This window comes from Pseudomonas sp. Irchel 3A7, from assembly GCF_900187565.1.
GTDB lineage: Bacteria > Pseudomonadota > Gammaproteobacteria > Pseudomonadales > Pseudomonadaceae > Aquipseudomonas.
Map to the genome: position 1 here is coordinate 64,760 of NZ_FYED01000022.1, position 17,428 is coordinate 82,187.

15 protein-coding genes and 1 other RNA gene are annotated in these 17,428 nt (G+C 61.0%); 8 read left to right on the forward strand and 8 right to left on the reverse strand.

The window, feature by feature from the left end; all coding sequences use genetic code 11:
- Positions 1 to 60 precede the first annotated feature (60 nt).
- Together CKW21_RS29385 and ffs are read left to right on the forward strand one after the other, a co-directional pair.
- Entirely contained in the window at positions 61 to 1,227 is a 1,167-nt protein-coding gene (locus CKW21_RS29385; protein ID WP_095197310.1) for a putative zinc-binding metallopeptidase, read from the forward strand.
- A 145-nt stretch (positions 1,228 to 1,372) separates the two neighbouring features.
- An RNA gene (gene ffs, locus CKW21_RS29390) (signal recognition particle sRNA small type) lies at positions 1,373 to 1,469 on the forward strand.
- A gap of 175 nt (positions 1,470 to 1,644) precedes the next feature.
- On the opposite strand, the gene CKW21_RS29395 is transcribed toward ffs, so the two are convergent.
- The gene (locus tag CKW21_RS29395; protein ID WP_095197311.1) at positions 1,645 to 1,959 is read right to left on the reverse strand and encodes a helix-turn-helix domain-containing protein; all 315 of its coding nucleotides are present in this window, start codon (positions 1,957 to 1,959) and stop codon (positions 1,645 to 1,647) included.
- Positions 1,960 to 2,249: 290 nt separating this feature from the next.
- Here CKW21_RS29395 and CKW21_RS29400 point away from each other — a divergent pair, with 290 nt between their 5' ends.
- Complete coding sequence (locus CKW21_RS29400; protein ID WP_095197312.1) at positions 2,250 to 3,950, forward strand: bifunctional diguanylate cyclase/phosphodiesterase; 1,701 nt, start codon at positions 2,250 to 2,252, stop codon at positions 3,948 to 3,950.
- Between the two features lie 151 nt (positions 3,951 to 4,101).
- Here the strand turns inward: CKW21_RS29400 and CKW21_RS29405 are convergent, their stop codons facing one another.
- Positions 4,102 to 4,842: an ABC transporter substrate-binding protein gene (locus tag CKW21_RS29405; RefSeq protein ID WP_095197313.1), complete on the reverse strand. Its 741-nt coding sequence runs from the start codon at positions 4,840 to 4,842 to the stop codon at positions 4,102 to 4,104.
- Positions 4,843 to 4,977: 135 nt separating this feature from the next.
- Between CKW21_RS29405 and dnaX the strand changes: the two genes are divergently transcribed.
- From dnaX to CKW21_RS29430, 5 genes are all read left to right on the forward strand, one after another.
- Positions 4,978 to 7,053 (forward strand): DNA polymerase III subunit gamma/tau, encoded by a 2,076-nt coding sequence (dnaX, locus tag CKW21_RS29410; RefSeq protein ID WP_095197314.1) that lies wholly within the window; start codon positions 4,978 to 4,980, stop codon positions 7,051 to 7,053.
- A gap of 67 nt (positions 7,054 to 7,120) precedes the next feature.
- Positions 7,121 to 7,459, forward strand: a complete 339-nt coding sequence (locus CKW21_RS29415) for a YbaB/EbfC family nucleoid-associated protein (RefSeq protein ID WP_095197315.1) — start codon at positions 7,121 to 7,123, stop codon at positions 7,457 to 7,459.
- Positions 7,460 to 7,721: 262 nt separating this feature from the next.
- Entirely contained in the window at positions 7,722 to 8,756 is a 1,035-nt protein-coding gene (locus tag CKW21_RS29420) for an NADP-dependent oxidoreductase (RefSeq protein WP_095197316.1), read from the forward strand.
- 75 nt (positions 8,757 to 8,831) lie between these two features.
- A complete protein-coding gene (gene recR, locus CKW21_RS29425; RefSeq protein ID WP_095197317.1) occupies positions 8,832 to 9,434 on the forward strand; it encodes a recombination mediator RecR in 603 nt (200 codons plus the stop codon).
- A 193-nt stretch (positions 9,435 to 9,627) separates the two neighbouring features.
- The gene (locus CKW21_RS29430) at positions 9,628 to 10,776 is read left to right on the forward strand and encodes an acyl-CoA dehydrogenase family protein (protein WP_095197318.1); all 1,149 of its coding nucleotides are present in this window, start codon (positions 9,628 to 9,630) and stop codon (positions 10,774 to 10,776) included.
- 138 nt (positions 10,777 to 10,914) lie between these two features.
- Here the strand turns inward: CKW21_RS29430 and CKW21_RS29435 are convergent, their stop codons facing one another.
- From CKW21_RS29435 to CKW21_RS29460, 6 genes are all read right to left on the reverse strand, one after another.
- Positions 10,915 to 11,463, reverse strand: coding sequence for an adenine phosphoribosyltransferase (locus tag CKW21_RS29435; protein ID WP_095197319.1), 549 nt, complete (start codon positions 11,461 to 11,463; stop codon positions 10,915 to 10,917).
- A gap of 80 nt (positions 11,464 to 11,543) precedes the next feature.
- Positions 11,544 to 12,278 carry a fumarate/nitrate reduction transcriptional regulator Fnr gene (fnr, locus tag CKW21_RS29440; protein ID WP_095197320.1) on the reverse strand — a complete coding sequence of 245 codons (735 nt, stop codon included), beginning with the start codon at positions 12,276 to 12,278 and terminating at the stop codon, positions 11,544 to 11,546.
- Between the two features lie 90 nt (positions 12,279 to 12,368).
- Complete coding sequence (gene hemN, locus CKW21_RS29445; RefSeq protein ID WP_095197321.1) at positions 12,369 to 13,751, reverse strand: oxygen-independent coproporphyrinogen III oxidase; 1,383 nt, start codon at positions 13,749 to 13,751, stop codon at positions 12,369 to 12,371.
- 178 nt (positions 13,752 to 13,929) lie between these two features.
- Entirely contained in the window at positions 13,930 to 14,613 is a 684-nt protein-coding gene (locus CKW21_RS29450) for a sulfite exporter TauE/SafE family protein (RefSeq protein WP_095197322.1), read from the reverse strand.
- Positions 14,606 to 14,824 carry a cbb3-type cytochrome oxidase assembly protein CcoS gene (gene ccoS / locus CKW21_RS29455; protein ID WP_095197323.1) on the reverse strand — a complete coding sequence of 73 codons (219 nt, stop codon included), beginning with the start codon at positions 14,822 to 14,824 and terminating at the stop codon, positions 14,606 to 14,608. The genes CKW21_RS29450 and ccoS overlap by 8 nt, the downstream gene beginning before the upstream one ends.
- Positions 14,825 to 14,846: 22 nt before the next feature.
- Positions 14,847 to 17,297 carry a heavy metal translocating P-type ATPase gene (locus tag CKW21_RS29460; RefSeq protein WP_095197324.1) on the reverse strand — a complete coding sequence of 817 codons (2,451 nt, stop codon included), beginning with the start codon at positions 17,295 to 17,297 and terminating at the stop codon, positions 14,847 to 14,849.
- Positions 17,298 to 17,428 lie beyond the last annotated feature (131 nt).

Genomic DNA, 17,428 nt, shown 5'->3' on the forward strand with positions numbered 1-17,428 from the left:
CATGGAACGATCTTGTTCGGAGAATGATCTAGTCTTGGCAAGCCCCAGGGAGAGATCGCCATGTACCGGTTCTTCGAACAACTCAGCTCGCGCATCGCCGCGCCTTTCATGGGTGAAAGCTCGCGCAACAGCAAGGTTTGGCCCTGTCGTTGCGGGCAGTCGCTGTTCTTTCGCAACAGTCAATGCCTGGCCTGTTCGGCAGCCTTGGGTTATCAGCCGGAGCAGAGTCGCTTGTCCTCGCTGCAGCCGGGCGTGCAATCAAATACCTGGACGCTTGATGTCGATCCCGACGCCGGCCTGTTTCGCCGTTGCGCCAACCTCGACTCCCCAGCCGCCTGCAATTGGCTGCTGCGCGCCAACGATAAGGATGCCTTGTGCATCGCCTGTAGCCTGAATCGCACCATTCCCGATCTATCTATCAACGAGAACCACGAACGCTGGCGCAAGGTGGAGACCGCCAAGCGGCGTCTGGTGGCGCAGTTGGTCAGCCTGGGGTTGCAGGTCATTCCTAAAGCCATGGACGAAGATACCGGCCTGGCTTTCGATTTCATCGGTGTGGATCTTGAAGGCAAGCCACCCACCACCGGCCACGCGAACGGTCTGATCACCCTCGATATCAAAGAAGCCGATGACGCCCATCGCGAACAGGTCCGGGTGCAGATGCACGAACCCTATCGCACGTTGCTCGGGCACTTTCGGCACGAAGTCGGGCACTACTACTGGGATCGGTTGATTGCCAACACCGATTGGCTGGAACCGTTTCGCGGGCTGTTCGGCGATGAGCGCGCCAGCTATGCCGACGCCCTGGAGCGGCATTATCAGCAAGGCGCTCCGCTTGATTGGCAGCAGCACTCCGTCAGCGCCTACGCCACCATGCACCCTTGGGAAGACTGGGCGGAAACCTGGGCGCACTACCTGCACATGATGGACGCGGTAGATACGGCATTGGGGTTTGGCATGAGTGCCCGGGAAATGGACTTCGACTATCAGCCATTTCCGCTGGATACCCTCTATGATCCGCAGCATCCCGGCGGCGCGGCGTTTCTCTCCTTCGTCAACGCCTGGATCGAGCTGGCCGGCATGCTCAATGAACTGTCGCGCAGCATGGGGCAGCCGGATTTTTATCCCTTTGTGCTGCCACCGGCGGTGATCGCCAAGCTGCACTTCATTCATCTGGTCATCCAGCGCGAGGGCGGCAGGGCGGATGAGGTCGTACAGGACCTGTGAAGGCGGGCGGACGCCGTGATCTTTCAGGCGTTCTGCATGTCCTTGAAGCAGCTATATTTTTTAATCCGCCCGAACGGTTGTAACTTCGTCTCAGATAGGTACAATGGCGCGGCTCGCCGACAGGTGAGCGTCGTTATGGTGACCCCATCGGTCCCCCCGCAACGATCAGCCGTGAACCCGGTCAGGCCTGGAAGGGAGCAGCCGCAGCGGTGACATTGTGTGCCGGGGTGTGGCTGGTGGGGTCGCCACCTTAACGCCAAGCGAGTCCTCTCTCGCGTTATCCGAATGAATACTTTCAATTGCGCTGCCATGGAATTTGTCTATCGCGGTTTTTTGTCGTTTCCAGTTTGGGAAGCGGCATAAAAAGGAGGCCGACCTGTCAGTGCGACAAGTCGGCCTCCTTTTTCTTTTCTGGCGCTAAGGCTTGGACAAGGCCTGGTCAACCGCTGCGATCAGCTTTCCCAGATCCTTCGGGGTGGCTTTATGTATGACACCGAACAGATACGCCCGCTGTTCATCTTCATCGCCCGGATCGACGAAAAAAGCTTTCAGCTTCACGCCCAGCACATTGGCAAGCAAGAACAGTACATCGACGCTGGGGGTATAGGTGCCGGTTTCGAAGCGGCTGATGGTTTTGGGGTCAAAACCGGTTCTTTCGCCAAGTTCAGCCTGAGTAAGCCCCGCGACCTTGCGGTAGCGCCGAATGGCCGGACCCAAACTTGAAATTTGCATCGCTCAATTCCCATTCAGAATCAAGAACTTAACGATAGATTTTTGCATTAGACAACTGCATGATCCATCACCTTGCTTTGCAAAATGTGATGTGTTTCGTAGAATCGCCGCCCAAAAGGGTGGTTTAGTGACTTGTTCCAGCAAGTTCGAACAATGCGAGTGAGCTATTATCGCGCCCACTCGCAGGGTTGCGAGAACCTGGGCTCGCTACTGAAACCTTGCAAAATATTACCAGTATTGGTGCTGCTGCCTTAAACGGGTCCCACCGCCAGCGACAGCGAGTCTGACTCATGGATGAGAAGTACCGCAGGGCCGTGGATGCCGCCGCGATTTTTTCCGAAACCGATCCGACCGGCCGGATTACCCACGTCAACGATCAATTCTGCGCGATCTCCGGCTATAGCCGCGAGGAGTTGCTCGGGCAAAACCATCGCCTGCTCAATTCCGGCATGCACTCGGCCGAGTTCTTCGCTGGAATGTGGCGCACCATCGCCTCGGGCAATGTCTGGAAGGGCGAAATCTGCAACCGCGCGAAAGATGGCAGCCTGTACTGGGTCGAAAGCACCATGGTGCCGGTGCTCGATAAAACCACCGGACGCATCGAGCGTTATTTATCGATTCGCTTCGATATCAGCGAAAAGCGTCAACTGCTGCATTCCCTGCAATGGCGGGTCGGACATGACGTGCTGACCGGGCTGCCCAATCGTGCGTTTCTCTCGGATTTGCTGGACCAGGCGCTGGAATTCTCGCGGCAGGAAAGCATCCCGCTGGCGGTGTGCATGCTCGATCTCGATGGTTTCAAGGCCGTCAACGATGGCTACGGGCATGCCAGCGGCGATCTTTTATTGGTGGAAGTTGCCAAACGATTGCGCGGCATCCTGCGTGGCGAAGATGTGGTGGCGCGACTGGCCGGTGACGAGTTTGTGCTGGTGTTGCGTTATGTGCGCGACTTGCCGGAATTGCACGCGGCGCTGAACCGGGTGCTGGAAGCGATCTGCGCGCCTTACTCGCTCAGTGGCAAGGACATCAATGTGTTTGCCAGCATCGGCGTCACGCTGTTCCCCCATGATAATGAAGATGCCGAAACGCTGTTGCGCCATGCCGATCAGGCGATGTACGTGGCCAAGCAGAGTGGCCGCAAGCGCTTTCATTTATTTGATGTGTCCCGGGATCGAGAGGTCAAGGCCACCCACCAGACGGTCGAGCAGGTGCGTCAGGCGCTTGCTTGCGACGAGTTGCGCCTGCATTTCCAGCCCAAGGTCGACATGCGTCGTGGCAAAGTCGTCGGTTTCGAGGCGTTGCTGCGCTGGCAACATCCGCAAAATGGCATCGTGCCTGCCCGTGAGTTTTTGCCGGTGGTCGAAGAGACCGACCTGATCATCGATATCGGTGAGTGGGTGATGGATCAGGTGCTGGCGCAGATGGAGCAGTGGCGGCACGCCGGGCATGACTGGCCGGTGAGCGTCAACATCGCGGCGCGGCATTTTCAGCGGGCGGACTTTGTCGAACGGCTAAAGGGTGTGCTGGCAAGGCATGTCGGGGTTGCGCCGCAACGGCTGGACCTGGAAATTGTCGAGTCGGTCGCCATCGAGAACATCCAGCATGTGAGCGACTGCTTGCAAGCCTGTCAGGCGCTGGGGGTGCAATTCTCATTGGGGGATTTCGGCACGGGTTATTCGTCCCTGAGCTACCTCAAGCGTCTGCGCACCCAAACCATCAAGATCGATAAATCTTTTGTGCGCGATATTCTGCATGACCGTGACGACCTTGCCCTGACCACCGCGATCATCGGCCTGGCGCGGGCATTTGGCCGGCAGGTGATTGCCGAAGGATTGGAGAGCGTCGAGCACGGGGAGTTGCTGCTGCAGTTGGGTTGCGAAGTGGCGCAGGGCTATTTCATTGCCCGGCCGATGCCACCCGTGGAAGTGCCGGGCTGGGTGGCAGGGTTTGTTGCGCCGCCGCAGTGGCGGTCACTGGATCAAACTGCCTGAATTCCTTTTGGCAGGATGAAGAGCAAATGTGGGAGCGAGCCTGCTCGCGAAAGCGGTGGATCAGTCAGCATCGATATTGGATGTGAGGGATTCTTCGTCGGAACGCCGCCCGGAGCCGGCTCGCTCCCACAGTGGTGCTCTGTGGGGAAGGTTATGATTTGCCACCAATATAAAGTCGAATGATGTCATCAATCTCCCCGGACATTTTCATGCGCACCAACGTACGCAGAATCCGTTGTACCGGCACCTTCGGATCATTGCGTACGTAGCAACCGACGCTTTGCTCCTGCAGCACCGCTACACCTTGCAGTTGTCGGCCCGGCAGCAGCCGCTGATTGAACCAGTCCAGCGTCCATTGATTGCTGACGGCATAGCGATTGCGCCCGGCGTGAAGTTTTTCCAGCACTTGCTCCTGATTGCGAGCGTCGTCGCGTAGCAGCTGATTGGCATCGAACAGCGGTTGCAGGGTCGGGTAGCTATAGCCGAGCACGGTGCCGATGGGTTGTCGCGACAGGTTCGCCGGTATCACCGAGGTTTGCGGGTCAGGGCGGCTGATCAGTAAATCGGGTTGAGTAAAGAGCGGGATGCTCCAGAGGTAGTCGCCGGACTGGTTCGGCAACCAGGATTGCGCGGCATAACAGCGGACATCGACCTCGCCATGCTCCATGGCGCTTTGCACGCGCCCTCTGGGCAAAACGTGGAACTGCGCCGGGACGCCAACCTGGGTCGCGAGGCTGAGCATCACGTCATACAAAATGCCCTGGGTCGGCCGGCCATGTTCAAGCTGCACCATCGGCATTGCCCAACTGTCAGGCACCACAAAGCGCAACGGCGCTTGCGCGGCGACGCCGTTCAAGCTGATCGACAGCAGTGCCACCAAGGCCAGCCGCATAAACGCTCCGCTATCTTCGAAACAAAAAGCCCGCAAAACGTAGCTTACCCAGATTAGACGAGCGCACCGGATGCAATTTTGGCCTTGCTCCGCTAGCATTAGCCGCTTCTGCTTCTTTCGTTGCGATGGTTTTCGATGAGTTATCAGGTTCTTGCACGTAAATGGCGTCCGCGCTCGTTCCGCGAAATGGTCGGCCAGACCCATGTGCTCAAGGCTCTGATCAATGCCTTGGACAGCCAGCGGCTGCACCACGCCTACCTGTTCACCGGTACCCGCGGGGTCGGCAAGACCACCATCGCGCGGATCATCGCCAAATGCCTGAACTGTGAAACAGGTATCACTTCCACGCCCTGTGGCGAGTGTTCGGTATGCCGCGAGATCGATGAAGGCCGCTTCGTCGACCTGATCGAGATCGACGCCGCCAGCCGCACCAAGGTCGAGGATACCCGCGAGCTGCTCGACAACGTGCAGTACGCGCCGAGCCGCGGGCGCTTCAAGGTCTACCTGATCGACGAAGTGCACATGCTCTCCAGCCATTCCTTCAATGCGCTGCTCAAAACCCTTGAAGAGCCGCCACCCTACGTCAAGTTCATCCTGGCCACCACCGACCCGCAGAAACTTCCTGCAACGATTCTCTCGCGGTGCCTGCAGTTCTCCCTGAAGAACATGACGCCGGAGCGGGTGGTCGAGCATTTGACCCACGTGCTGGGTGTCGAGAACGTGCCGTTTGAAGACGATGCCCTGTGGTTGCTGGGCCGCGCCGCCGACGGTTCGATGCGCGATGCCATGAGTCTCACCGACCAGGCGATTGCCTTTGGTGAAGGCAAGGTCATGGCCGCCGATGTGCGGGCGATGCTCGGGACCCTCGATCACGGTCAGGTCTATGACGTTCTTCATGCGTTGATCGAAGGCGACGCCAAGGCTTTGCTCGAAGCTGTCCGTCATCTGGCGGAACAAGGCCCGGACTGGAATGGCGTGCTCTCGGAAATTCTCAACGTGCTGCACCGTGTCGCCATCGCCCAGGCCTTGCCTGAGGGCGTCGACAACGGGCACGGCGACCGTGACCGGGTATTGGCGCTGGCCCAGGCCCTGCCAGCCGAAGACGTGCAGTTCTACTACCAGATGGGCCTGATTGGCCGTCGCGACCTGCCATTGGCGCCGGACCCAAGGGGCGGCTTCGAAATGGTGCTGTTGCGCATGCTCGCGTTCCGGCCCGCCGACACCGCGGACGCCCCGAGGCAACCGCTAAAGCCAGTGGGGATCAGCCAGGCCACAGTTGATTCCGCCAAATCCGTGGCTGCCGCGCCCGTTGTTGCGCCGGTAGTCGCTGCGGCAGTTGCACCCGTCGTACCTGCGCCAGTTGTCACACCGGAGCCCGCGCCTGTGCCTGAACCGGTCGTGCCGCAGGTGATCGCGCAGGCGGTGGTCGAGCCAGTGGTGGTCGAAGAGGTCGTCGACCTGCCGTGGAACGACCCGGTCGAGCCGGCCCCGGTCCAGCAGCCAGCGGTCGAGCCCGTGCTGGAAACCGCCGCTGAACAACCCGAATTGCCACCGATGCCGTTGCCGACGCCGGACACCGCGGTGCCGGACGCTCCAGAGTGGGCCGCGGCGCCGATCCCGGAACCGACCGTGGCCGAAGTCGATGCCGCCACACCGGGCATGGACCTGGACGACGAGCCGCCGCTGGACGAGGACTACATCGAGCCGGACATGGACTCGGCTTACAGCTACCTGGATGATTTGGCCAGCGAACATGCCGCCGAGCCGACACCGGAACCCGAGCCTGAGCCTGCCGCCGCGCCGGCCACGGGGTTGGCCCTGCAATGGCTGGAACTGTTCCCGAAACTGTCGATCTCCGGCATGACCGGCAGCATCGCCGCCAACTGTACCTTGATCGCCGTGGATGGCGACCATTGGCTGTTGCACCTGGACCCGGCCCACAGCGCCTTGTTCAATGCCACGCAACAGCGTCGCCTCAACGATGCGTTGAACCAGTATCACGGGCGTACCCTGACCCTGACCATGGAGCTGATCAAGCCCGAGCAGGAGACCCCGGCCCAGGCGGCGTCACGTCGTCGCGCCGACCGCCAGCGCGAGGCCGAGGAGTCGATCCACGGCGATCCGTTCATCCAGCAAATGATGCAGCAGTTCGGTGCGGTGATCCGTAACGATACTATTGAACCTGTCGAAGCCCTGGTCAGTCAGGGCTAATAACTGAAGGCGTTCGGCTACAAGCACCGGGCGCCGCTTTAATCCAAGTACTTTTGAGGTGATTACCATGATGAAAGGTGGCATGGCCGGCCTGATGAAGCAGGCGCAGCAGATGCAGGAAAAAATGGCCAAGATGCAGGAAGAGCTGGCCAACGCCGAAGTCACCGGTAAAGCCGGTGGCGATATGGTCACCGTGGTGATGACCGGTCGTCATGACGTCAAGAGCGTGAGCATCGACCCAAGCCTGGTCGAAGGCATGAGCGAAGACGACAAGGAAATGCTGGAAGCCGTTGTCGCTGCCGCCGTCAACGACGCGGTGCGCAAGATCGAAGCCAACAGCCAGGAAAAAATGGGCAGCATGACTGCCGGCATGCAACTGCCACCGGGCATGAAGCTGCCGTTCTGATTCGCCACAGCGCTTCGGATGGGCTAAATGAAAATGCCAGGCATTGCGCCTGGCATTTTTGTTTCCGGCTGTTGGAAATGCGAAGTCTGTGAAATCGCCTTCGCGAGCAGGCTCGCTCCCACAGGTGGTCGAATTCCAATGTGGGAGCGAGCCTGCTCGCGAAGAAGACAACCCGGCCTTAAAGTAGAAACATCGAACGCACTATTGCCCCAAAGGTCTGCTCCCTATACCCCCGAACTCATCGACCAAAGGAGACGCTGACATGTCCGATCCATTGACCCTCAACCAACGCATCGTCCTGGCCTCGCGCCCGGTCGGCGCGCCGACGCCGGAGAACTTTCGCCTGGAACGGGTCGCGCTACCCGATCTGGCGGACGGTCAGGTGTTGCTCAAAACCCTTTATCTGTCGCTGGACCCGTACATGCGCGGACGCATGAGTGATGCTCCGTCCTACGCAGCCCCGGTGGAAATCGGCGAGGTGATGACCGGTGGCGCGGTCAGTCGGGTCGAGCGCTCGCTCAATCCCAAGTTTCAGGAAGGCGATCTGGTGGTGGGTGCCACGGGCTGGCAAAGCCACAGCATCAATGACGGTCGCAGCATCATGCCGATTCCCTCAACGCTGCCCAGCCCGTCCATGGCCCTGGGCGTCCTGGGCATGCCGGGCATGACTGCCTACATGGGATTGATGGACATCGGTCAACCCAAGGCCGGTGAAACCCTGGTAGTGGCGGCTGCATCCGGCGCGGTGGGCTCGGTGGTTGGCCAAGTGGCGAAGATCAAGGGCTTGCGGGTGGTCGGTGTGGCGGGAGGCGCAGACAAGTGCCGCTACGTGATTCAAGATCTGGGTTTTGATGCCTGCATCGACCACAGGAGCCCGGACTTCGTCGATGAACTGGCTCAGGCGTGCCCCAAGGGTATCGACATCTATTACGAAAACGTCGGTGGCAAAGTCTTCGACGCGGTCGTGCCGTTACTCAATCCCAAGGCGCGGATTCCGCTGTGCGGCCTGATTGCTTCCTATAATGCTAGCGAAGCGCCGAGCGGGCAGGATCGCCTGCCGCAATTGCAGCGTACGCTGCTGACCAAGCGCGTGCGGATCCAGGGCTTCATCGTGTTCGACGATTACGGCGACCGTCAGCCTGAGTTCGCCAGCGCCATGGCGCCGTGGGTGCGTGACGGCAAGGTGAAATTCCGTGAAGATGTGGTCGATGGCCTGGAAAATGCGCCCCAGGCGTTCATCGGTCTGCTGGAAGGACGCAACTTCGGCAAACTGGTGGTACGGGTCGCCCAGAACTAATTGATGCTGCAATTTGACGCTAAACAGAGGCGCGGGTATAAACCGCGTCTCGTTGTTTTGTCGGATTTTTCCCCCATGAGCTTCAGCCCTTTGATTCGCCAACTGATCGATGCCCTGCGCGTTTTGCCAGGCGTGGGTCAGAAAACCGCCCAGCGCATGGCGTTGCAGTTGCTTGAGCGTGATCGCAGCGGCGGCTCGCGATTGGCACAGGCCCTGAGCCAGGCCATGGAAGGGGTCGGTCACTGCCGTTTGTGCCGCACGCTGACCGAAGATGATCTTTGCCCGCAGTGCGCCGATACCCGGCGCGACGATACGCTGCTCTGCGTGGTGGAGGGGCCAATGGATGTCTACGCCGTGGAGCAGACCGGTTTTCGCGGCCGCTATTTCGTGCTCAAGGGACACCTGTCGCCCCTCGATGGCCTGGGGCCGGAAGCCATTGGCATTCCCCAGTTGATGGCGCGGATCGAGGAAGCGGGTACGTTCACCGAAGTGATCCTCGCCACCAACCCGACGGTGGAAGGGGAGGCCACGGCGCACTACATCGCCCAGTTGCTCAGCAGCAAAGGCCTGATCGCTTCGCGTATTGCCCATGGCGTGCCGCTTGGGGGCGAGTTGGAACTGGTGGATGGTGGGACACTGGCGCATTCGTTTGCGGGGCGTAAACCGATTTCGCTTTAGTTTGTGTGTCGTCTGTTATGACGCCTTCGCGAGCAGGCTCGCTCCCACATTGGATTTTCGGTGTATACGAATCCCTTGTGGGAGCGAGCCTGCTCGCGAAGGGTGCACCTCGGACTCCCTGATTCACACAATCCTGTTGTAAACCAAGCAAGCGCTCGGTTAACTTCGCTGAACCCTTCAGTGGAGTTCGCCGATGCCTGCCTTTCAGGAATACTTCGATCCCAGCCACCAATTGGTCCGCGACAGCGTCAGACGATTCGTCGAACGCGAGATTCTTCCTGACATCGATCAGTGGGAAGAAGCCGAAAGCTTTCCCCGTGAGCTTTACCTCAAGGCTGGTGCGGCGGGGATTCTCGGGATCGGTTACCCGGAAGCGCTCGGCGGGAGCCATGAAGGAGATTTGTTCGCCAAGGTCGCCGCCAGCGAAGAGCTGATGCGCTGTGGTTCAGGTGGCCTGGTAGCGGGGTTGGGGTCGTTGGACATCGGTCTGCCGCCGATTCTTAAATGGGCCAGGCCACAAGTCCGTGACCACGTCGTGCCGCAGGTGGTGTCCGGCAAGAAGATCAGCGCCCTGGCCGTCACCGAACCCGGCGGCGGTTCAGACGTCGCCAACCTGCAAACCCGCGCCGTGCGTGACGGCGATTTTTACCGGGTCAGCGGCAGCAAAACCTTTATCACCAGTGGCGTACGTGCGGATTACTACACGGTTGCGGTGCGCACCGGTGAGCCGGGTTTCGCCGGCATCAGCCTGTTGTTGATCGAGAGGGGCGCCCCCGGTTTCACCGTGGGGCGGCAGTTGAAGAAAATGGGCTGGTGGGCATCGGACACCGCCGAGCTGTTCTTCGATGATTGCCGCGTGCCGGTGGGCAATCTGATCGGCAGCGAGAACATGGGCTTTGCCTGCATCATGGGCAATTTCCAGAGCGAACGCCTGGCGCTGGCCTTGATGGCCAACATGACGGCGCAGCTCGCCCTGGAGGAAAGCCTGAAATGGGCACGGGAGCGTGAGGCCTTCGGCAAACCTATCGGCAAGTTCCAGGTGATCAAGCACCGCCTCGCCGAAATGGCCACAGAACTGGAAGTCTCAAGGGAGTTCACCTACCGCCAGGCGGCGAAAATGGCCGCGGGGCAGAGTGTGATCAAGGAGATCTCCATGGCCAAGAATTTCGCCACCGACACGGCGGACAGGATTACTCACGACGCGGTGCAGATCCTGGGGGGAATGGGCTACATGCGCGAGAGTCTGGTGGAGCGGCTGTACCGGGATAACCGGATACTTTCGATCGGGGGCGGGACGCGGGAAGTGATGAACGAAATCATCAGCAAGCAGATGGGGCTTTGAGATTTGCGGTGTGACTACTGACGCTTTCGCGAGCAGGCTCGCTCCCACAGGGGGGCTTCGGCGTACACATATTTTGCGTATGACGAAAGTCGACTGTGGGAGCGAGCCTGCTCGCGAAGAGGCCGGTACAGACGCTACTTACTTGTCGGTAAGGGCAAACTGAGTCAGGCAGAACGTCGCAATACCCATATCTTCGAGACGCTGCGATCCACCCAGCTCCGGCAAGTCAATGATCGCCGCCGCTTCATGCACCCGGGCGCCCATGCGGCGAATCAGGTTCGCTGCCGCGATCAGAGTGCCACCGGTGGCGATCAAATCATCGAACATCACCACCGAGTCGCCCTCGCAGAGGCTGTCGGCGTGCACTTCGAGGAAGGCTTCACCGTACTCGGTCGCATAGCCTTCGGCCAGGACATCGGCCGGTAGTTTGCCTTGCTTACGGAACAGCACCAGCGGTTTGTTCAGCTGATAGGCCAATACCGAACCGATCAGAAAGCCACGGGCGTCCATGGCGCCGATGTGGGTGAAATCGGCTTCGACATAACGATGGGCGAAGCTGTCCATCACCAGGCGCAAGGCCGTGGGCGACTGGAACAGCGGAGTGATGTCGCGAAAAATCACCCCCGGCTTGGGGAAGTCGATCACGGGGCGGATAAGGGATTTGATGTCGAAGGAGTCGAAGGCCATCGTTGGGGTGTCCTGGCAGGGCTGCAAACGACGCATTATAACGGCGGCTGACCCCTTATGCTCAGCCGCAACATCTTGAATCAGCCCTCGATCGAACCACCGGCCAAAGCGCATAGCTGGATCGGGTCGAGGATGCGGATTTCCTTGCCTTCGGCGGCGATCAGCTCGTTCTGCTGGAAGCGCGTGAACACCCGCGACACGGTTTCCACCGCCAGGCCCAGATAGTTGCCGATTTCGTTGCGCGACATGCTCAGGCGGAACTGATTGGCCGAGAAGCCACGCGCGCGGAAACGTGCCGACAGGTTGACCAGGAAGGTGGCGATGCGTTCGTCGGCGGTCTTTTTCGACAGCAGCAGCATCATCTGTTGGTCATCACGAATCTCGCGACTCATCACCCGCATCAACTGACGGCGCAACTGCGGCAATTGCAGGGCCAGTTCGTCGAGGCGTTCGAAGGGAATTTCACAGACCGAAGTGGTTTCCAGTGCCTGCGCCGAGACCGGGTGCTTTTCGGTGTCCATGCCCGACAGGCCGACCAGTTCGCTCGGCAGGTGGAAGCCGGTGAGCTGTTCTTCACCGGCATCGCTCAAGTTGAAGGTCTTGAGGGCGCCGGAGCGTACCGCGTAAACGGAGTCGAAAGTGTCGCCCTGGCGGAACAGAAACTCACCCTTTTTCAACGGGCGGCCACGTTTGACGATTTCGTCCAGCGCATCCATGTCTTCCAGATTCAGCGAAAGCGGCAAACACAGCGGGGCCAGGCTGCAATCCTTGCAATGGGCCTGGTTATGAGCGCGCAGTTTTACTGGCTCGGACATTTCTTCGATCCTTGTGGGAAAACACACATAAGACGTAAGGGTAACTCAGCAGAGGGCACTGGGCCAGTGCATGGCGCTTTTGTCGCACCTCTAGATCACCCGTGAAAACCGCTGGCGGCTGTGGTGTTCCAAGTATGCATCGAACACCATGCACACCGAGCGCACGAGCAAGCGTCCGGCCGGCAATACAGTGATTCTTTCACGACTCAGTTCGATCAGGCCGTCTTTGGCCATGTTCTGCAATTGCGGCCAAAGTTCGCCGAAATAGCCTTGAAAATCGATGTTGAAGGCCTGTTCGATCTGGGCGAATTCCAGAGTGAAATCGCAGATCAACTGTTGTATCACGGCACGCCGAAGGCGGTCATCGGCGTTGCACAACAAGCCGCGGCTGGTGGCCAGTTGCGCAGAGTCCAAAGCGTTCTGGTACTGGTTCAAGTCGCTGCTGTTCTGGCAGTACAAGTCGCCGATCTGGCTGATAGCCGACACGCCCAGGCCGATCAGATCGCAATGCCCGTGGGTGGTGTAACCCTGGAAGTTACGTTGCAGGGTCGATTCTTCCTGGGCAACCGCCAGTTCATCGTCAGGCAGGGCGAAGTGATCCATGCCGATGTAGCGGTAACCGGCGCCGGTCAGTTGTTCGATGGTGCGCTGCAGCATTTCCAGCTTCTGCGCTGGCGTCGGCAACTCATCGCTGTTGATCCGCCGTTGCGGCATGAAGCGTTCCGGCAGATGCGCGTAGTTGAAGACCGAGAGCCGGTCCGGTTGCAGGCGGATGACTTCTTCGACGGTGTGGGCGAAGTTCTCCGGGGTCTGTCTCGGCAAGCCGTAGATCAGGTCGATGTTGATCGAACGAAATTGCAGGGTGCGGGCGGCGTCGATCACCGCGCGGGTTTCCTCCAGGCTTTGCAGGCGATTGACTGCACGCTGGACGGCCGGGTCGAGGTCTTGCAGGCCGATGCTGACCCGATTGAAGCCCAGTTCGCGCAACAGGCCCATGGTCGACCAGTCGGCTTCACGAGGGTCGATTTCAATGCCGTAGTCGCCGGAATCGTCATCCAGCAAATTGAAATGCTTGCGCAGGTGCGCCATCAGCTGACGCAGTTCGTCGTGGCTGAGAAACGTTGGCGTGCCGCCACCAAAGTGCAGCTGCTCGACCTTTTGCGCGGGGTCGAGGTGACAGGCAATCAGCTGGATTTCCTGTTCCAGGCGCTGCAGGTAGGGCAGGGCGCGGCCACGATCCTTGGTGATGACTTTGTTGCAGGCGCAGTAATAGCAAATGTTCGCGCAGAACGGCACGTGGACGTACAGCGACAACGGGCGCTGGGCCTTGCGGCTGTCGCGCAGGGCGTGGAACAGGTCGAAGGTGCCGACCTGGCCATGGAACTGCATGGCGGTCGGATAGGAGGTGTAGCGCGGTCCCGCCAGGTCATAACGGCGGATCAGATCGGTATCCCAACGAATGGCGTCGAGCATTATGCGGGCATCCCCCGGAATAGGCTGGCAGTGGCGGCCAGTCTAGGGGGGGTGACATGTGGGGATCTTGATTTGCATCAAGGTCGGGATCTGTGTCGTTGGTGCGGACCGCTTCGCGAGCAGGGGAGCGCATTCCAAATGTGGGAGCGAGCCTGCTCGCGAAGGGCGCGCCGCGGAACTAATGTCCCATGAGCCAATGCTGATGCGGCCCCGGCAAGGTCCAGATACCGAACAGCATCACCAGCAATCCACCGGTCATGCGCACGCTGCGTTTGCGCAACAATGCCGTCACCCGTTCCGCCGCCAGCCCGGTGGCGAGCAGCACCGGCCAGGTGCCGAGGCCGAACGCCAACATCAGCAACGCGCTGTCCAGTGCATTGCCCTGGCTGGCCGACCACAGCAGGGTGCTGTAAACCAGACCGCAAGGCAGCCAGCCCCAGAGCGTTCCCAGAAGCAGTGCGCGGGGGACGTTCGACACCGGCAGCAGTTTGTTGGCCACCGGCTGGATATGCCGCCAAAGCCCACGACCTACGCTTTCGATGCGCGTCAGCCCGCTCCACCAGCCAGCGAGGTACAGGCCCATGGCGATCAGCAACAGGCCGGCGAGCACGCGCATGAACAGCGCCGCCGGACTGTTGGCCACCGCCCAGCCGGCCAGGCCGATCAGCAGGCCGGCGGCGGCATAGCTGAGGATTCGCCCGAGGTTGTACGCCAGCAGCAGGCGAAAGCGGCGGCTGCGTTGCTCCTTGGGAATCGCCAGGGTCAGCGCGCCCATCAAGCCGCCGCACATGCCCAGGCAATGACCGCCACCGAGCAGACCGAGAATCACCGCAGACACCAGCAATGGCGCCAATTCAAGCATGGGGCGGGGCCTTGTCGTCGGGTTGGGCCGGATGGCCGCTGGCCTCGTCGACGGCTGCGGTGTGCTTCGGGTCCTGATCATCGAACAGGATGCTGTGGGCCGGGCCGTCGAGGTCGTCGTACTGACCGCTGTCGACCGCCCAGAAGAAGATGTAGATAGCGATGGCCACGATCAGCAGCGCGGCCGGGATCATCACGTAAAGAGCTGGCATCTGGACTCCATGCCCGCTCGGCTCAGGCCGGCAACGGGCGGGTTTCTGGCGTGATGCCGGCAGCCGGCCCACTCGGCAGGCGAGTCAGGCGCAGGGCATTGAGCACCACGGTCAACGAACTGATGGACATGCCGACCGCAGCCCACACCGGCGTGATCCAGCCGAGGGCGGCGAACGGCAACATGAGGCCATTGTACAGCGCCGCCCACAGCAGGTTCTCGATGATTACCCGACGGGTGCGCCGGGCCAGGCCGAAGGCTTGCACCAGTGCATCGAGGCGATTGGACAGCAACACGGCGTCGGCGCTGGTTTTTGCCAGATCGGTGGCCGAGCCCATGGCGACACTGATGTCAGCGGCGGCCAACACCGGCACATCATTGACCCCGTCCCCGAGCATCAACACCTTGCGACCTTGCAGATGCAGCTGTTGCAGAACCTGTAACTTATCATCGGGGCGCAAGCCGCCGCGGGCTTCGTCGATGCCGAGTTCGGCGGCGACACTGGCGACCATCGGCGAGCTGTCGCCCGACAGCAACAATGTGCGCCAGCCGCGTGCCTTGCAGGCGGCCAACAGGGCCGGGGCGTCGGCGCGCAAGCGGTCATCGAGCACGAACCAGGCCAGGGGCCCCTGTTGGTCGCCGAGCAGCAACCATTGGCCAGGCTCATCCGGCATCGATGGCACGACGGCACCGCTGAGTTCACAAACAAACCCGGCTTGGCCGATGCGCAGACGCTGTTCGCCGACCAGTCCTTCAAGGCCGAGGCCCGGCGTGCTGTGCACGTCTTCGGCGGCCAGTGGCGCGCGACCGAAGGCGCGGGCGATCGGGTGTTCGGAGCGGTTTTCCAAAGCGGCGGCCAGGCTCAGGCATTGATCGCTGTGGAGGGCGCCGAGGGGGCGGATCGAGCGTAGCGCCAGACGTCCTTCGGTGAGGGTGCCGGTCTTGTCGAAAATCACCGTGTCGATCTGATTCAGGCCTTCGAGCACATGACCACGCGTCAGCAGCAAACCGAGTTTGTGCAGGGTGCCGGTGGCGGCGGTGAGGGCGGTCGGCGTCGCCAGGGAGAGGGCACAGGGGCAAGTTGCCACCAGCATCGCCAGCACAATCCAGAAGGCTCGCGACGAGTCCAGCTCCCACCACAGCAGGCCAATACAGGCGCACGCAATCAGCGTCAGCAGCAGGAACCATTGGGCGGCGCGGTCGGCGATTTCCGCCAGTCGTGGTTTTTCCGCCTGGGCACGATCCAGCAAACGGACGATGGCGGAGAGGCGCGTGTCCTGGCCGAGCGCCTGGACTTGCACGGTCAGCGCGCCTTCGACGTTCAGGGTGCCTGCAGTGACGGCGTCGCCTGGCGTACGGGGTTGCGGCAGGTATTCGCCAGTCAGCAGCGACTCGTCGATGCTCGACTGGCCGTCGAGGATCTTGCCATCAGCCGGGAGGATTGCACCCGGGTGCACCAGGACCTGGTCGCCCACCCGCAGTTCGCTGAGCAGGATCCGCTCGCTCTGGCCGTCGCCGCTCAGGCGCAAGCAGGAGGCCGGCAGCAGGTTGACCAGCTGGGCGGTGGCGGCGGCGGTGCGTTCCCGGGCGCGGCGCTCCAGATAGCGTCCGGCCAGCAGGAACAGCGCAAACATGCCGACCGCATCGAAATACAGTTCGCCGACGCCGGTGATCGAGGTCCAGATCCCGGCGATGTAGGCACTGCCAATGGCCAGTGACACCGAAACGTCCATGGTCAGGTGACGGGTGCGCAGGTCGCGCATGGCGCCCTTGAAGAACGGCGCGCAGCTGTAGAACACGATCGGTGTGGTGAGGAACAGCGCGACCCAGCGCAGGATCGCATGGAGTTCAGGGCTGAGGTCGATGTTGAATTCCGGCCAGGTGGCCATGGTTGCCATCATCGCCTGGAACCACAACAGACCGGCTACGCCGAGCTGGCGCAATGCCAGGCGGTTTTCGCTGGCCAGTTGTTCGCTGGCGCGGTCGGCTTGATAGGGGTGGGCAGCGTAGCCGATCTGGCGCAGTTCACTGAGGACTTGGCTCAGCGGTAACTGCGCGTCCGCCCAGCGCACGTGCAAGCGATGGTTGGACAGGTTCAGGCGTGCTTCGGCCACCGCCGGCAGGGCGCGCAGGTGTTTCTCGATCAACCAGCCGCAGGCGGCGCAACTGATGCCTTCCATCAGCAGTGTGGTTTCGGCCAGTTCGCCTTCATGGCGGACAAAGGGTTGCTGGACATCGGCGCGATCGTACAGCGCCAGTTCATCCACCAATTGCACCGGCAGCGCTTCGGGGTTGGCCGACGCTTCGCTGCGATGCTGGTAATAGCTTTGCAGCCCGCCCGCGACTATCGCTTCGGCCACAGCCTGGCAACCCGGGCAGCAGAACTCGCGGGTTTGCCCCAGGACCGCCGCGGTGAAACGGCTGCCGGCCGGGACGGGCAGGGCGCAGTGGTAGCAGGGGGTTGGGGTGGTCATTGGATATTCACTGGTACCGCTGAATCCGGGTCATCAGAAAGGGCCTCTTCGCGAGCAGGCTCGCTCCCACATGGATCATTGGTGTACTCAAACTTCAAGCACGACAGTGATCAACTGTGGGAGCGAGCCTG

Bases quoted from the DNA above. Each gene is read 5' to 3' on its own strand.
- CKW21_RS29385 (WP_095197310.1), top strand. From the start codon at position 61: ATGTACCGGTTCTTCGAACAACTCAGCTCGCGCATCGCCGCGCCTTTC.
- CKW21_RS29395 (WP_095197311.1), bottom strand. From the start codon at position 1,959: ATGCAAATTTCAAGTTTGGGTCCGGCCATTCGGCGCTACCGCAAGGTC.
- CKW21_RS29400 (WP_095197312.1), top strand. From the start codon at position 2,250: ATGGATGAGAAGTACCGCAGGGCCGTGGATGCCGCCGCGATTTTTTCC.
- CKW21_RS29405 (WP_095197313.1), bottom strand. From the start codon at position 4,842: ATGCGGCTGGCCTTGGTGGCACTGCTGTCGATCAGCTTGAACGGCGTC.
- dnaX (WP_095197314.1), top strand. From the start codon at position 4,978: ATGAGTTATCAGGTTCTTGCACGTAAATGGCGTCCGCGCTCGTTCCGC.
- CKW21_RS29415 (WP_095197315.1), top strand. From the start codon at position 7,121: ATGATGAAAGGTGGCATGGCCGGCCTGATGAAGCAGGCGCAGCAGATG.
- CKW21_RS29420 (WP_095197316.1), top strand. From the start codon at position 7,722: ATGTCCGATCCATTGACCCTCAACCAACGCATCGTCCTGGCCTCGCGC.
- recR (WP_095197317.1), top strand. From the start codon at position 8,832: ATGAGCTTCAGCCCTTTGATTCGCCAACTGATCGATGCCCTGCGCGTT.
- CKW21_RS29430 (WP_095197318.1), top strand. From the start codon at position 9,628: ATGCCTGCCTTTCAGGAATACTTCGATCCCAGCCACCAATTGGTCCGC.
- CKW21_RS29435 (WP_095197319.1), bottom strand. From the start codon at position 11,463: ATGGCCTTCGACTCCTTCGACATCAAATCCCTTATCCGCCCCGTGATC.
- fnr (WP_095197320.1), bottom strand. From the start codon at position 12,278: ATGTCCGAGCCAGTAAAACTGCGCGCTCATAACCAGGCCCATTGCAAG.
- hemN (WP_095197321.1), bottom strand. From the start codon at position 13,751: ATGCTCGACGCCATTCGTTGGGATACCGATCTGATCCGCCGTTATGAC.
- CKW21_RS29450 (WP_095197322.1), bottom strand. From the start codon at position 14,613: ATGCTTGAATTGGCGCCATTGCTGGTGTCTGCGGTGATTCTCGGTCTG.
- ccoS (WP_095197323.1), bottom strand. From the start codon at position 14,824: ATGCCAGCTCTTTACGTGATGATCCCGGCCGCGCTGCTGATCGTGGCC.
- CKW21_RS29460 (WP_095197324.1), bottom strand. From the start codon at position 17,297: ATGACCACCCCAACCCCCTGCTACCACTGCGCCCTGCCCGTCCCGGCC.